The organism is Sphingobium tyrosinilyticum (assembly GCF_042654265.1).
Taxonomy (GTDB): Bacteria; Pseudomonadota; Alphaproteobacteria; order Sphingomonadales; family Sphingomonadaceae; genus Sphingobium; species Sphingobium tyrosinilyticum.
On the sequence record NZ_JBHSFZ010000030.1, the window covers coordinates 94,119 to 108,216 of the forward strand.

12 protein-coding genes are annotated in these 14,098 nt (G+C 67.5%); 6 read left to right on the forward strand and 6 right to left on the reverse strand.

Features of this window, described 5'->3' with window-relative positions:
- Positions 1-521: 521 nt before the first annotated feature.
- Positions 522-734 (reverse strand): DUF2093 domain-containing protein, encoded by a 213-nt coding sequence (locus ACFO3E_RS13770; protein ID WP_066526082.1) that lies wholly within the window; start codon positions 732-734, stop codon positions 522-524.
- A gap of 34 nt (positions 735-768) precedes the next feature.
- Positions 769-2,274: an exodeoxyribonuclease VII large subunit gene (gene xseA / locus ACFO3E_RS13775; RefSeq protein WP_066526079.1), complete on the reverse strand. Its 1,506-nt coding sequence runs from the start codon at positions 2,272-2,274 to the stop codon at positions 769-771.
- 7 nt (positions 2,275-2,281) lie between these two features.
- Between xseA and purD the strand changes: the two genes are divergently transcribed.
- Both purD and ACFO3E_RS13785 read left to right on the forward strand, forming a co-directional pair.
- Positions 2,282-3,559, forward strand: coding sequence for a phosphoribosylamine--glycine ligase (purD, locus tag ACFO3E_RS13780; protein WP_066528957.1), 1,278 nt, complete (start codon positions 2,282-2,284; stop codon positions 3,557-3,559).
- Between the two features lie 62 nt (positions 3,560-3,621).
- A complete protein-coding gene (locus ACFO3E_RS13785) occupies positions 3,622-4,125 on the forward strand; it encodes a hypothetical protein (protein ID WP_066526077.1) in 504 nt (167 codons plus the stop codon).
- A gap of 123 nt (positions 4,126-4,248) precedes the next feature.
- On the opposite strand, the gene ACFO3E_RS13790 is transcribed toward ACFO3E_RS13785, so the two are convergent.
- The 4 genes from ACFO3E_RS13790 to ACFO3E_RS13805 are packed head-to-tail and all read right to left on the reverse strand — an operon-like array spanning position 4,249 to position 8,377.
- Positions 4,249-5,046 carry an inositol monophosphatase family protein gene (locus ACFO3E_RS13790; protein WP_066526075.1) on the reverse strand — a complete coding sequence of 266 codons (798 nt, stop codon included), beginning with the start codon at positions 5,044-5,046 and terminating at the stop codon, positions 4,249-4,251.
- Positions 5,033-6,379, reverse strand: coding sequence for a TldD/PmbA family protein (locus ACFO3E_RS13795; RefSeq protein ID WP_380805429.1), 1,347 nt, complete (start codon positions 6,377-6,379; stop codon positions 5,033-5,035). Before ACFO3E_RS13795 ends, ACFO3E_RS13790 begins: the two co-directional genes overlap by 14 nt.
- Positions 6,380-6,417: 38 nt before the next feature.
- Entirely contained in the window at positions 6,418-7,326 is a 909-nt protein-coding gene (gene nudC / locus ACFO3E_RS13800) for an NAD(+) diphosphatase (protein ID WP_066526071.1), read from the reverse strand.
- A complete protein-coding gene (locus ACFO3E_RS13805) occupies positions 7,310-8,377 on the reverse strand; it encodes an A/G-specific adenine glycosylase (protein ID WP_066526069.1) in 1,068 nt (355 codons plus the stop codon). Before ACFO3E_RS13805 ends, nudC begins: the two co-directional genes overlap by 17 nt.
- A 26-nt stretch (positions 8,378-8,403) precedes the next feature.
- Between ACFO3E_RS13805 and ACFO3E_RS13810 the strand changes: the two genes are divergently transcribed.
- From ACFO3E_RS13810 to smc, 4 genes are all read left to right on the forward strand, one after another.
- Complete coding sequence (locus ACFO3E_RS13810) at positions 8,404-8,946, forward strand: DUF721 domain-containing protein (protein WP_066526067.1); 543 nt, start codon at positions 8,404-8,406, stop codon at positions 8,944-8,946.
- A gap of 81 nt (positions 8,947-9,027) precedes the next feature.
- On the forward strand, positions 9,028-9,699 hold the full coding sequence (locus ACFO3E_RS13815; protein ID WP_066526061.1) for a thioredoxin domain-containing protein: 672 nt from the start codon (positions 9,028-9,030) through the stop codon (positions 9,697-9,699).
- Positions 9,700-9,744: 45 nt separating this feature from the next.
- On the forward strand, positions 9,745-10,479 hold the full coding sequence (locus ACFO3E_RS13820; protein ID WP_380805526.1) for a thioredoxin domain-containing protein: 735 nt from the start codon (positions 9,745-9,747) through the stop codon (positions 10,477-10,479).
- A gap of 95 nt (positions 10,480-10,574) precedes the next feature.
- A complete protein-coding gene (smc, locus tag ACFO3E_RS13825) occupies positions 10,575-14,015 on the forward strand; it encodes a chromosome segregation protein SMC (protein ID WP_380805433.1) in 3,441 nt (1,146 codons plus the stop codon).
- The last annotated feature ends 83 nt before the right edge of the window (positions 14,016-14,098 follow it).

Below are 14,098 nucleotides of genomic sequence, written 5' to 3' on the forward strand. Positions count from 1 at the left end.
GCGCCCGCATATGCAAGCGCCTGCAGCGCCGCGCTTCCGCGCAGCCACGAATTGTTCGAGAGTGTCTTCACAGTCCAGTCCCTTGCTCTGGAGCGACGCAGGCGCAGCCCACGTCCTTCGCTTTTCGACGCATGAAGAGGGGCGTTAGGAGCCCGACAGCAAACCCCTCTTCATCCGTGCCGCATCAGTCTGCGCAGTCGTTTTAAGAGTGTAAAGCAATGTTGCTGGCGGCGGTTAAATTTGCTGTTGCACTGTCGTAAATTTGCCACATCGACTAGAAACGGGACTTTTACGACCGTTTAATAACATTGTTACAGCGCTGCGAAAGCCCGCAGAACTTTGCTGCGGGCAGCGCGCGGGCGGAAGGGGATAAGTTGCGCGGAGGCAATAGGGGTCAGCGAGCAGGCATGCGCCCGGCGACAAAGACGCGGGTGATGCGCGACTCGTTTCTGCGTAGTCCCGAGGGGAAATCAGGGCTGAAAGACGGCGCTGCCAGCAGGCGCGGCGTAGCGCTAGCCTTTTCAGTGCGGGGCGCGGGCCTTAAGTTCGGCCTGGGCGGAAGCTTCGGCGCTGGCATAGGGTTCCTGGCGCGCGATGCTCCAATAGCGCAGGTCATCGAGCGGAATCTTCTGGCCAGTGACGGCGCAGACGACATGGTCGCCCGCCTGCAGCACGCGGAAGCTGTAGGCCATATAATGCAGCCGGGCCGGGCGATCACGGTTGGACATCAGCATGGGATCAGGCGGCCTTTTTCGCTTTTCGGCGGCATCAGGAAAAAAGGTCCTGCTGCCGGGTTTCCCCGCTCTCCTGCGGTTTGCGGGCGGGACGGGATGAAGGGGATATAGCTTGGCTTGGCGGCTTCTCAAGGGGTGTTGGGGGTGAGCCGCCCTCTATCACTGCCCCTACCGCGCCATCGGCGAAATGGAGCGAGACGGCCCCTGCCGCGCGGGCGTCGGCGGTGGTCTTGACGAGGCGATCCCCGGCCATGACGCGCGCGAAGCCGCGCTGGAGGGGAAGGTCGGGATTGACCGAGACGAACAGGCGCGAGAGCCGGTCAAAGGCCGTGGCGCGGTCATGGAAAACGCGGGTGAGATAATCCGGGCGAAGGCGGAGGCGGTCGAGCCGTTCCTTGGCCCGGTTCAGATATTGCTGGAGGAGCGCGGGACGAAGCGCACCGCCGGCCTGCCCCAGATGCCCGCGCGCGTCGGCGAGGCGGTGGCGCAGGCAGTTGCCTAGATTGTCGGAGAGCTGGTCGAGCCGCTGCCGCTGCGGCGCGAGCAGCGTGTCTGGCGTGGGCATGAGGCGAGCCTGCATGTCGAGCCGCTCGCGCGCCTGCGCAGCGCCGCGCCGAACTGCGCGGTTCATGCGCAGACCCTGCTCGGTCAGCATCGCGATCAGATCGGCGCGGACCGGGACCGCCATTTCGGCGGCGGCGGTCGGTGTGGGCGCACGCATGTCGGCGGCATGATCGCATAGCGTGGTGTCGGTTTCATGACCGACCGCCGAGATGATCGGGATCGAACATTCGGCGACGGCGCGGACGACGGTTTCCTCGTTGAAGCTCCACAGATCCTCAATCGAGCCGCCGCCGCGCGCGACGATGACGAGGTCGGGCCGGGGGTGCGGGCCGCCGGCCTTCATGTCAGAAAAGCCGCGCACGGCGCGGGCGACCTGTTCGGCCGCCCCCTGTCCCTGCACCAGCACGGGCCAGAGCAGGACGTTGGTGGGGCAGCGATCCTCCAGGCGATGCAATATGTCGCGGATGACCGCGCCGGTGGGCGAGGTCACGACGCCGATGGTGCGCGGCATGAAGGGCAGGCGGCGTTTGCGGTCGCGGTCGAAAAGCCCCTCGGCAGCGAGCTTCTGCTTCAACTTTTCGAGCAACGCCATCAGCGCGCCTTCGCCCGCCAGTTCCATCCGCTCTATGACGATCTGATATTTGGAGCGGCCGGGGTAGGTGGTGAGCTTGCCGGTCGCGATCACCTCTACCCCATCCTGCGGGGCGAACGGCAGGCGCGCGGCTCCGCCCTTCCACATCACGCCGTCGATCACGGCATTGTCGTCCTTGAGGCAGAGATAAAGATGGCCGGAAGCCGCGCGCTTGAAGCCGGAGATTTCGCCGCGCAGGCGGACATAGCCGAAGCGGTCCTCGACCGTGCGCTTCAATATGGCCGACAATTCGCTCACCGAGAGCGGCGGCGCGTTGTCGCCCGCCCTTTCCTCCGCTAACAGGCGGCCCGACGCATCGAAACCAGCTTCATATTCCGGGGACATGGGCGAAATGAACATCCTTCTGTTGGGCAGCGGCGGCCGCGAACATGCTTTGGCCTGGAAGCTGGCGCAATCGCCAAGCCTCAAGACCCTTTATGCAGCGCCCGGCAACCCCGGCATAGCCCAGCATGCGACCTTGGTCGATCTGGATGTCACGGATCATCGCGCCGTGGTGGATTTCTGCCTGCGCCATGCGATCGGGCTGGTGGTGATCGGGCCGGAAGCGCCGCTGGTCGATGGCCTCGCCGACAATCTTCGGGTGAAGGGCTATCCGGTGTTCGGGCCCGGCAAGAAGGCGGCGCAGTTGGAAGGCTCGAAGGGCTTCACCAAGGACCTGTGCAAGCGGGCGAATATCCCGACCGCAGGATATGAGCGCGTTCACAGCAAGGATGGCGCGATCGCGGCGTTGGAAGATTTTGGCCTGCCGGTAGTGATCAAGGCCGATGGCCTGGCCGCTGGCAAGGGCGTCATCATCGCGGAAACGCGGGATGAGGCGCTGAAGGCGCTCGACACCATGTTTTCCGGTGCGTTCGGCGCAGCAGGCGAAGAAGTGGTGCTGGAAGAATTCATGCGCGGCGAGGAAGCGAGCTTTTTCGCGCTCACCGATGGCAGCGCGATCCTGCCCTTTGGCTCCGCGCAGGACCATAAGCGCGTGGGCGACGGCGACACCGGCCCCAATACCGGCGGCATGGGCGCATACAGCCCCGCGCGCGTGCTGACGCCTGAACTGGAAGCCGAAGTCATCGAAAAGATCATCCGGCCGACCGTCGATACGCTGGCGGCGGAAGGGACGCCTTATACAGGCGTTCTTTATGCGGGGCTGATGCTGACGGACGAAGGCCCGAAGCTGATCGAATATAATGCGCGCTTTGGCGACCCGGAATGCCAGGTGCTGATGTTGCGCTTCGACGGCGATCTGGTCGAACTGCTGCTCGCGGTGGCCGAGGGGCGGCTGGCGGAGCAGGGTCCGGTGCAGCTGGCCGATCGGACGGCGCTAACCGTGGTGATGGCGGCGAAGGGCTATCCGGGAACGCCGGAAAAGGGTGGCGCGATTGGCGGCATCGAGGCGGCGGAAGCGGGCGGCGCGCGAGTCTTCCACGCAGGGACGGTGGGGAAGGACGGCAAGCTGGTCGCCAATGGCGGGCGGGTGCTGAACGTGACCGCGAGCGGCAGCAGCGTCGGCGAGGCGCAGGCGGCAGCCTACCAGGCCGTGGATGCGATCGATTTCCCCAGCGGTTTCTGCCGCCGGGACATTGGCTGGCGCGAAGTGGAGCGGGAGGGGCGCTGACGCTCTTGCCGGAACAGGCGGCACTCCCCTAGATAATGGGACGAAACAGGGAGGACGGATTGATGCAGCAGTTTTTCATTGATTATGGCCTGTGGCTGCTGATCGCGCTGCTGATCCTGATCGGCGTCGTCTTCCTGCTGGCTGGCCGCAAGAAGACCGTTGATGTGGTTCAGGCCGAGCGGCCGGTGGAAGTCGAGCCGCGGGACGTCACTCCATCAGCAGCCGTCGCTGCGGCGGTTGCGGCTGAGCCGATTATGCCGGTCGCCGAGGCCGCGCCCGCGCCCGTCGCTGTGGAGCCGACCCCTCCTGCTCCCGCGTCGGCCGATGCGCGCGACGATCTGCTGAAGCTAAAGGGCGTCGGGCCCAAGCTCAACCTGCTGCTGATCGAGTTGGGCGTCACCCGCTATGCCCAGATCGCAAGCTGGACCGATGCCGATCTGGCCGCGATCGACGCGAAACTCGGCAATTTCAAGGGGCGGCCCGTGCGCGATCAGTGGATCGATCAGGCGAAATATCTCGCCGCCGGGGATCAGGCCGGGTTCGAGGCGAAGTACGGGAAGCTTTAAGAGCCTCTGACATTCGGCCACTACGCGCTTCATTCGCGCCGGGCGACGGGAAGAATCGGAGCAGGTCGCCTCTGCATCTTTGTGCACGCGAGGCCCATGGGGCCTTTCCCGCTTCCTTTCGCTCTAGCCGCGTCCCAGCAGTTCTCGGGCGCGGGGGGCGAGGCGATCGGTTGCTGCGGCATGGATGCCGGGGGCGGTGCAGAGTAGGCCGAAGGCGGTGGGCTCCGGGCGGTTGAAGGATAGAGGATCGCCGAGCGCGTCGGTGACGGTGGCCCCTGCTTCCTGCGCGATCAGCGCAGCGGCGGCCACGTCCCATTCATTGCCCCAGCGAACGGTGGCGACGATGTCGGCTTCATCGGCGGCGACCATGGCCATGCGAAGAGCGATGCTGTTCGGCTTGTGCACGGCGATGAGGTCGCGATCGTGCCGGGGGAGCTGGTCGGCAGGGACGCGCGCGCCGGGCAAGATTGCGCGGGAACCTGCTCGCAGCGTGCGGCCATTGCGGGTGGCCCCCTCCCCCGACTGGGCGAGCCAGAGTTCGTTGCGGGCGGGGGCTGCAAGGATGCCGATGCGCACCGCGCCATGTTCGACCAGCGCGACGGAGACAGCCCAGCCTGGACGGCCACGCAGATAGTCGCGGGTGCCGTCGATCGGATCAACCACCCAGACGCGGGCGAGGTCGAGCCGGTGGACCGTGTCGGCGGTTTCCTCCGACAGCCAGCCGGCGGTGGGATCGATGAGGCTGAGGCTCTGGCGCAGCATCTCGTCGATTTCGAGATCGGCTTCGCAGACGGGATGGCCGGGAACTTTTTCCCACTGGCGCACTTGCGTCTGGCCGCCCGCCCAGAGGGTGAGCGCGCGGTCTGCGGCGTCCGAAACCGCGCCTACCAGAGCGCGCAGGTCGATGTCAGCCCCCGGCAACGGTCATCCCGTCGATGCGGATGGTGGGCACGTTCATGCCATAGCGGAAGACGAGGTCGTTCGCGGGCACCAAGGCGCGGAACATGTCCTTCAGATTGCTGGCGATGGTGATTTCCGAAACAGGGCCGGTGATCGCGCCATCCTCGATCAGGAAACCGGCCGCGCCCCGGCTGTAATCGCCCGTGACCCCATTGACGCCCATGCCGATGAGTTCGGTGACGTAGATGCCGCGCTTGATGTCGGCCATCAGTTCCGTGGGCGCGGCGCTGCCCGGCTCCATATGCACGTTGGTGACGCCTGCGCCGGGCGCGCCGCTGCCGCCACGGCTGGCGTGGCCGGTGGGTTCCAGGCCAAGCTGGCGGGCGGAGGCGCTGTCCATCAGCCAACCGGTCAGCACGCCCTTGTCGATGAGGGCGCGGCGGGCGACGGGGAGCCCTTCGCCATCGAAGGGACGCGAGCGCATGCCGCGCGGGCGAAGCGGATCGTCGATGATGGTGATGGCGCTGTCGAACAGGGTTTCGCCAAGCGAATCCAGCAGGAAGCTGGAACGGCGGGCGATAGCCGGGCCGACCATGCCGCCGATCAGATGACCAAGCACGCTGGAGCCGATGCGCGGGTCGAAGAGGATGGGGAGGACGCCGCTTTCGACCTTCGCAGGATTGAGGCGCGCGACGGCGCGTTCGCCCGCGCGGGCCCCGATGGCGGCGGGGTCTTCAAGATCATCGAGATGGCGGACGCTGTGGCTGGCATGGTCGCGCTGCATGTCCGCGCCGCTGCCCGCCAGCACGCTGGCCCAGGTAGAGTGGCTGGTGCCCGCATAGGCACCCGCAAAGCCGTGGCTGGTGGCAAGGGCGACCTGGCTGCGGCCATTGGATGCGCCGCCGCCTTCGCTGTTGGTGACGCCGGAGATGGCGCGGGCGGCTTCCTCGACGACAAGGGCGCGTTCGCGCAGCAAGGCGGGTTCGGGATCGCTCGGGTCGGCTAGGTCTAGCGCGGGGAGTGTGCCGCGCAGCAGGCGGTCCTGAGGGGCGAGCCCGGCATAGGGGTCCTCCGGCGCCTCGCGCGCCATGGCGATGCAGCGATCGACGAGCGTGCCAAGGGTCGCGGGGTTCATGTCCGACGCGGCGATGCTGGCGGACCGCTGGCCGATGAAGACGCGCAGGCCGATCTCCTCGCCTTCCGAACGCTCGACATCTTCCAGCGCGCCCAGGCGCACCGCGACGGTGGTCGAGGCATTGCAGGCATAGATGGCGTCGGCAGCATCGGCCCCTGCCCTGCGCGCAGCGCTCACCAGATCCTGCGCGCGGGACTGGGCTACTTCGAGGCTGAGCATGGGTGCGGGGCGTTCCTGCTAAGGGTGGGGATTGGGCCTTACGCGCTTGCTCCTGCGGGGGCAACCTGCGCATCGGCCCAATGTTTGAGCAGATGATAGGCGACCGCCATGGGCGGTGGGCAGTTGAAGCGCGCGCCGGGCTGAGACGCCAGAGCCGCGCGGACATCATCGGCGTCGCACCAGATCGCCTCCGCAATCTCCGTCTCGTCGAGAGTCAGCTTATCGTCGTCTGCTTGGGCCATGCAGGCGATCATCAGTGATGAGGGGAAAGGCCAAGGCTGGCTGATCACATAGCGGATGGAGCGGACGACAAGACCTGCCTCCTCCTTGACCTCGCGCGCGACCGCTTCCTCGATCGTTTCGCCGGGTTCGATGAAGCCGGCGAGGGCGGAGTAGAAGCCTTCGGGCCAGCTATGCTGACGGCCGAGCAGGACGCGGCCGTCATGTTCAGCGAGCATGATGACGACCGGATCGACGCGGGGGAAATGTTCGGCGTCGCAGGAGCCGCAACGGCGCGCCCAGCCCGCTTTTTCCGGCTTGGTTGCCGAACCGCAGACCGAGCAGAAAGGATGGCGGCCGTGCCAGTGGACGAGGCTGCGCGCGGCGCCATATAGGGCGACCTCGTCCGCGGGGACTTCGTTGGCGATGGTGCGGCTGCGTGGGCTGGGCACGAAATTCGCGCCGCTTTCCTCGGTGAGACGGGCGAAGATAGGGCGCTGACTGTCGTCGAGACCAAGGAGAAGATGGTCCTCGATCCGGGCGTCCGGCAAAATCGGTTCCATCAGCAGATGGCCATCCTGGGTGACGGGGTCGAGCCCGTCCAGAACGAGGCAGCGGGCTTCCGGCGACGCGAGGGCCTGCGCCACAAGATCGGGGTTCACGCGAATATGGTCGGCCCGGTCGAGCCGCCCCCCGGCGAAGCCAAGCTGGTCAGTGGACGTGGACATCTCTCTCCTTCATCGCTGCATCCGCCGCGCGGCGGAACAGGGTCGGCAGGCCCGCCTCGCCAATCTGCGCGAGTGGCCACCATTCGCCCTCTTCCGGCGGCATGCTGTCCTCCGCCACATGGGCGACATGAACGGTCAAGGCCAGCGAGAAATGGGTGAAGACATGGGCGACGGGCTCCGCCAGCGACGTCCAATCTGCGGCGAGCGGCGGGGTCGCGTCCGGCGCGGCGCTCCAGTCGGAAGATGGAAGCGCGCGCATGCCCCCGAGCAGGCCCTTGGCCGGGCGGCGGACCAGCCAGACACGACCGTCCGGCCGCTCTATCCACCAGCTATGCCCAAGGCGATGGGGCTTGGCCTTCTTGGCGGCCTTGACGGGAAAGGCGGCTGGATCGGCGGTGAGGAGGGCGGCGCAATCGGAGCGCAGCGGGCAAATGCCGCAAGCGGGATTGCGCGGGGTGCAGATGGTTGCGCCAAGGTCCATCATCGCCTGGGCGAAGTCACCCGCACGGGCGTCGGGCGTGATGCCGTTGGCAGCGACGCGGATGGCGGGCCGCGCGGCGGGCAGCGGAGTGTCGATGGCGAAGAGGCGGGCGACCACCCGCTCGACATTGGCATCGACCACGACCGCGCGGCGACCGAAGGCGATGGCGGCAACGGCGGCGGCTGTATAGGCCCCGACGCCGGGTAGGCTCCGCAGGCCGCCCTCTGTGTCGGGAAAGACGCCGCCATGGTCATTCGCCACCGCACGCGCGCAGGCGAGGAGGTTGCGGGCGCGGGCATAATAGCCAAGGCCCGCCCAAGCGGCCATGACGTCAGCGTCCTCTGCTGCGGCGAGCGCCTCGACCGTCGGCCAGCGCTCCGTGAATTTCGCGAAATAGGGACCAACGGCGGCGACGGTCGTCTGCTGGAGCATCACTTCGGACAGCCAGACGCGATAGGGGTCGGCGGCATTGACCCCCGGCGGGGCGCGCCAAGGCAGGCGGCGGGCATGGACGTCATAATGGGCCAGCAGATCTGCTGCGATTTTCATGAGGTTCCGCTCGACGTCCATGGCCGCCCTATGCCATTAAGCGGGCCATGACGGAACGTCCCGCGACACCCAAAATGAAAAGCCGAGCTGCCGAGGCGGCGGAGCGTCCGCGCGTGGGTGGAGCCCGGCAAATCGCCGACCTGATGCCGCAGATCGGCGCGGCGGCCTTTCGCAAGTTCGGCTTTGTTCAGTCCAGCATCGTCACCCGCTGGGCGGAGATTGTGGGATCGCATTATGCGGAGATTTCCGCCCCCGAATCGATCCGCTTCCCGGTGGGGAAGAAGGCGGGCGGCACGCTGCAGCTGACGGTGATGAGCGGCCATGCGCCGATGGTCCAGCATGTACTGCCCGACATTATCGAACGGGTGAATCGCTTCTTCGGCTATGCCGCCGTCGCCAAGGTGGCGATGAAGCAGGGCGAGGTGCGGTCAAGTGCACCCGAGCGGCGGCCACCGCCGCGGAACCTGAAGCCGGTGCCGGTGGAGCTTGGCGATTCGCTGCGCGACATTGGCGATCCGGAGCTACGGGCCGTATTGGAGTCGCTGGCGCAAGGGCTTGTAAATTCAAACGGGTTGCCGAAGATCCGTTAACAGTGAGACGGCCCGCCTTTCGGAGGCGGCTGCAGACAAATTCAACGGCCGTACAGGGGCGGCGCTTCATTGGGTTATCGCATGACGAAAATTCGATTGGCTATCCTTGCTCTGATCGCCCTCCCCGGTGCGTTGATCGCCGCGCCCGCGGTGAACTGGACCGCTCGCGTGGCGCTGTCGCCGATCGGCGGGCATGTGCTGGGCAATCCGGCCGCGCCGACCAAGCTGGTCGAATATATAAGCTACACCTGTTCGCACTGCGCCCATTTCGTGGGAGAGGCGAGCGCGCCGTTGAAGGCCGATTATGTGAAGGGCGGCAAGGTCAGCGTCGAGGTGCGCAACGCGGTGCGCGACAAATATGATCTGACGGCCGCACTGCTGGCGCGATGCGGGGGCGCAAAGCGTTTCTTCGGCAATCATGAGGCGCTGTTCGCCAATCAGGACGCCTGGATGGAGCAGTTGCAAGCCTATGATCGCGGCGCGGCCAAGCCGTCGGAACAGATCGCAGCGCTGCGCGATATCGGGCGCAATACCGGGCTTTACACGCTGATGGGCAAGCGCGGCTTTACGCCGGCGCAGCTAGACGCCTGCATCGCCGATCCCGCGTCGATGAAGCAGATATTGGCCATGACCGACGAGGCGTGGAACAAGGTGAAAATCGGCGGCACGCCGGGCTTCACCATCAACGGCGCGCTGGCAAGCGGATCAAGCTGGGCGTCGTTGCGCGACGCATTGCCCAAGGCCGCTCGCTGAACTAAACCCTTGATCCTGACGCCCGACCAACGGAGCCTTGCCGAAGTGAAAGCCTTTACCGGACTTGCCCTGATCGCCCTGTCGCTAAGCCTTTCCGCTTGTGGAAAGAAGGATGCGGAAAATTCCGTCGCGGGTGAACCCGTCGCCGCTGTCGCCGCGCCTGCCGGGACCAATTGGTCCACCACGGTCACCGAGACGCCCGAGGGCGGCTTTGTGATGGGCAATCCGCAGGCCAAGGTGAAGCTGGTCGAATATGCGTCCTACACCTGCAGCCATTGCCGCGACTTCGCGGCCGAAGCTTCGGAGGAAATCCGCAAGATCGTCGATAGCGGCAAGATGAGCTACGAGCTGCGCAACTTCGTGCGCGATCCGATCGACATTTCGACCGCCCTGCTCGCCCGGTGCGGCGGCAAGGATGTCTTCTATCCGATCAGCGACCAGTTTTTCGCCAACCAGAATACGATGTTCGAAAAGGCGCAGAGCCTGGGTGACGCCAAATATCAGCAGCTGATGAGCGCGCCCCCCGCGCAGCGTTTCGGCAATCTGGCCGAGGCGGTGGGGCTGGTCGATTTCGCCAAGCAGCGCGGCATAGCCGAGGATCAGGCCAAACAGTGCCTGGCAGACACGGCCGCAGCCGAAAAGCTGGCGAAGGGCGTCGAGGCGGCGAACAGCCAGTATCAGATCGAAGGCACGCCGACCTTCATCCTGAACAATGTGAAGATCGACAATGTCGCCAACTGGGCGTCGTTGCAGCCCAAGCTCAAGGAAGCAGGTATCTGATTGGCCAAGGGGGGGCTGACATTCTGGAGCCAGCTTCCCGCTGAAGGCGGGGTGGCGGAACGCTGCCCCGGCGTCGTCTCGCGGGGCTTTGGCCCATGCAGATAAAACGTCTCAAACTGTCTGGCTTCAAGAGCTTCGTCGATCAGACGGAGTTGCGGATCGAGCCGGGGCTGACCGGCATCGTCGGGCCCAATGGCTGCGGCAAGTCGAACCTGTTGGAAGCCATCCGATGGGTGATGGGCGAGTCCAGCGCCAAGTCGATGCGCGGCGGGGGCATGGACGACGTGATCTTCGCGGGCACATCGACGCGGCCGCAGCGGGACTTTGCCGAAGTGTCGCTGCTGACCGTGCAGGAGCAGGGTGAGCTGTTCAACGCGGTCGAGGTCGGCGCGGACGGCGAGCTGGAGGTCACGCGCCGGATCGAGCGCGGGGCGGGCAGCGCCTATCGCGCGAACGGTCGCGATGTGCGGGCGAAGGACATCTCGTTGATCTTCGCCGACGCCGCGACCGGCCCGCACAGCCCGGCACTGGTGAGCCAGGGCCGGATCGCCGCCGTCATCGCCGCGCGGCCGCAGGAACGGCGTGCGATGCTGGAGGAAGCGGCGGGCATTTCCGGGCTTCATGTACGGCGCAAGGATGCCGAACAGAAGCTGCGCGCCGCCGAGGCCAATCTGGTGCGGCTGGACGAAATACTCACCGATATGGAAGCGCGGGCGAGCAGCCTGCGGCGGCAGGCCAAGGCGGCCGAGCGCTATATCAAGCTGTCCGAGCAGATAAGGGTGGCCGAGGGCCGCGTGATCTTCGCCCGCTGGCGCGAGGCGGCGGCGAGCGCGGACGCGGCGCGCAAGGAAGCCGCGGAAGCGGAGAGCGCCGTCAGCGGCGCGCAGGAGGCGCAGGCCGCGGCGGCCGTCCATGCCAATGCGGCGGTGGACGCGCTTGCTGCACGGCGGGCGGCAGCGCAGGCGGCGCGGGACGAGGAGAATGAGGCGGGACACAGGCTCGCGGCTCTGCGGACCGAGCGGGATGGCGTGGTGCGGCGGCTGCATGATCTGGCGCAGCAGGCCGAGCGGCTGGAGGAGGACCGGGCCCGTGAGGGGACGCTGGCCAATGATGCTGCCGAGGCGATTGCGCGGCTAGACGACGAGATTGCGGCGCTGAAAGGACGGATCGCCGAAACGGAGGCAATGCGGCCGGACTTTGCCGGGCGGATCGCGCGGGCCGAGGATGCGGCGCGCGATGCCGAGCTGGAACTGGCCAAGGCGATGGCGCGGCAAGCGGGCGAGCAAGCCGAGTTGCGCGTGGCCGAGGCGGCGCTGATGGCGGCACGGAGCCGGCTCGAGCGGGCGGAGCGCGAAGTGGCGCGGCTGGAGGGCGAAGCTGGCGCTTTGCCGGATGCCGAGCCGCTGGAGGCGAAGCGGTCGGAAGCGCTGGCGGCGCAGGCGCAGGCGGGCGCGGATCGGGATGCGGCAGAGGCCGCCATTCGTTACGCGGAGTCGGCGCGGCAGGCGGCGGCTGACGAGCGGGCCCTGGCGGAGGCGGCGCTGGCTTCGGCCCGCGCCGGGCTGGCGGCGCTGGATAGCGAGGCGGCGGCGCTCAAGCGGGCGGTGGAAGGCGGCTCCGGGCGGGAGCGGGCGCTCGACCAGCTGAAGGCGGCACCGGGCTATGAAAGGGCGCTGGCGGCAGCGCTGGGGGATGATCTGGAAGCGCCGATCGGGGTGCAGGGCACCCGGCGCTGGGGTGGCGCGGCGGCGCTGAAGAGCGACCCCGCCTTGCCCGAGGGGTGCGCGGCGCTGGCGGCCTTCGTGACCGCGCCTGCGGAACTGGCGCGGCGGCTGGCGCAGGTTGCGGTGGTCGAAACGGATGAGGGGCAGGCGCTCGCCGTGGGACAGCGACTGGTGACGACGGATGGGCAGTTGCGGCGCTGGGACGGCTATGCCGCGGCGGAAGGCGGCGCGGCGGCGGCGGAGCGGCTGATCCGGCTCAACCGGCTGGAGGCGATTGCGGCGGCACGGCCGGCTGCGGAGGCGGAGGTCGAAGCCGCGCGCGCGGCGCAGGATGGTGCGGCTGGGCGCGAGCGCGTGGCGGCGACGGCCTTGGCGGAGGCCCGGACGGAGCTAGGCGGAGCGGACCAGCAGCTGCGCACCGCTTTGCGCGCGGCGGATGAGGCCGCGACGGCGCTGGAGCGGCTTTCCGGGCGGCGCGAAGCGATCGAGGAACGGATTGCGGAGGCGCGAGCCGACCTGGAAGGCGCGCGGGGCGAGCATGACAAGGCGCAGGCCGCGCGCGCCGCCGTGCCCGATGGCGCGGAGACGCGGGCGCTGGTCGCTTCGCTTTCCCAGGCGAGCGAGAAGGCGCGGCTGGCGGTCAGCCAATCGCAGGCGGATCAGGCGCTCGCTGACCGCGCCTTGGCGAGCGACCGTGAACGGATGGCGGCTGCCGACGCGGAGGCCAAGGGCTGGCGCGCGCGGGCTGGCGAGGCGGCCAAGCGGATCGCGGCCATGGTCGAACGCGGCGAGGCGATTGCGGCGGAACGGGCCCAACTGGCGGAGCAGCCGAACAGGCTGGCGGGGGCGATCACGGCCTTGTCCGAGCAGAGCGCTGGGTTGGCCGAGGCGGCTGAAGCGGCGCGGAAGGCCGAGAGCGAGGCTGAGGCCGCCTTGCGGGTTGCCGAGGGGCGGGCGAGCGAGGCCGGAGAGATGCTGGCGCAGGCGCGGGAGCGCCGCGCGACCGCTGCGGCGCGGGCCGAGGCGGCGGACGAGAAGCGGGTCGAGACCAACCGGCTGTCGGGCGAGCGATTTGAATGCCCACCCCCCGTGCTGCCCGAAAAATTGGGTTTCGCGAGTGCGGAGATCCGAATCGCGCAGAGCGAGCAGGCTGAACATGACCGGCTTGCCGCCGAGCGGGAGCGGATCGGGCCGGTCAATCTGGTCGCGGCGCAGGAACTGGAAGAGCTGGAAACGACGCAGGCGACCAGCCGCGCGGAGAGCGAGGAGTTGACCCAAGCGATCAATCGGCTGCGCGGGTCGATCGGCAGCCTCAATCGCGAAGGGCGGCAGCGCCTGCTCGCGGCGTTCGAGGCAGTGGATGGGCATTTCCGGCGGCTGTTCACGACATTGTTCAACGGCGGGCAGGCACATCTGGAACTGATCGACAGCGACGATCCGCTGGAGGCTGGGCTGGAGATCATGGCGCAGCCGCCGGGGAAGAAGCTGGCGGCGCTGACGCTGCTGTCGGGCGGGGAGCAGGCGCTGACGGCGGTGGCGCTGATCTTCGGGCTGTTCCTGACCAATCCCGCGCCGATCTGCGTGCTGGACGAAGTGGACGCGCCGCTGGATGACGCCAATGTCGAGCGATTCTGTGATCTGCTGGACGTGATGGTCGGGCAGACGGATACGCGATACCTGATCGTCAGCCATAATGCGGTGACGATGGCGCGGATGCACCGCCTGTTCGGCGTGACGATGGTGGAGCGCGGGGTGAGCCGGCTGGTGTCGGTCAATCTGGGCGGGGCGGAGGCTTTGCTGGCGGCTGAGTAAGCGGCTTCCGTTCGCTTCGAGCCTTATCGGGAAGCCTTGCGCAACAGCTTCTCGACTTCGCTCGAAGCGAACGGGGCTTAGCA

Coding starts and splice junctions, on each gene's coding strand:
- ACFO3E_RS13770 (WP_066526082.1), bottom strand. CDS start 734: ATGCTGATGTCCAACCGTGATCGCCCGGCCCGGCTGCATTATATGGCC.
- xseA (WP_066526079.1), bottom strand. CDS start 2,274: ATGTCCCCGGAATATGAAGCTGGTTTCGATGCGTCGGGCCGCCTGTTA.
- purD (WP_066528957.1), top strand. CDS start 2,282: ATGAACATCCTTCTGTTGGGCAGCGGCGGCCGCGAACATGCTTTGGCC.
- ACFO3E_RS13785 (WP_066526077.1), top strand. CDS start 3,622: ATGCAGCAGTTTTTCATTGATTATGGCCTGTGGCTGCTGATCGCGCTG.
- ACFO3E_RS13795 (WP_380805429.1), bottom strand. CDS start 6,379: ATGCTCAGCCTCGAAGTAGCCCAGTCCCGCGCGCAGGATCTGGTGAGC.
- nudC (WP_066526071.1), bottom strand. CDS start 7,326: ATGTCCACGTCCACTGACCAGCTTGGCTTCGCCGGGGGGCGGCTCGAC.
- ACFO3E_RS13805 (WP_066526069.1), bottom strand. CDS start 8,377: ATGGACGTCGAGCGGAACCTCATGAAAATCGCAGCAGATCTGCTGGCC.
- ACFO3E_RS13810 (WP_066526067.1), top strand. CDS start 8,404: ATGACGGAACGTCCCGCGACACCCAAAATGAAAAGCCGAGCTGCCGAG.
- ACFO3E_RS13815 (WP_066526061.1), top strand. CDS start 9,028: ATGACGAAAATTCGATTGGCTATCCTTGCTCTGATCGCCCTCCCCGGT.
- smc (WP_380805433.1), top strand. CDS start 10,575: ATGCAGATAAAACGTCTCAAACTGTCTGGCTTCAAGAGCTTCGTCGAT.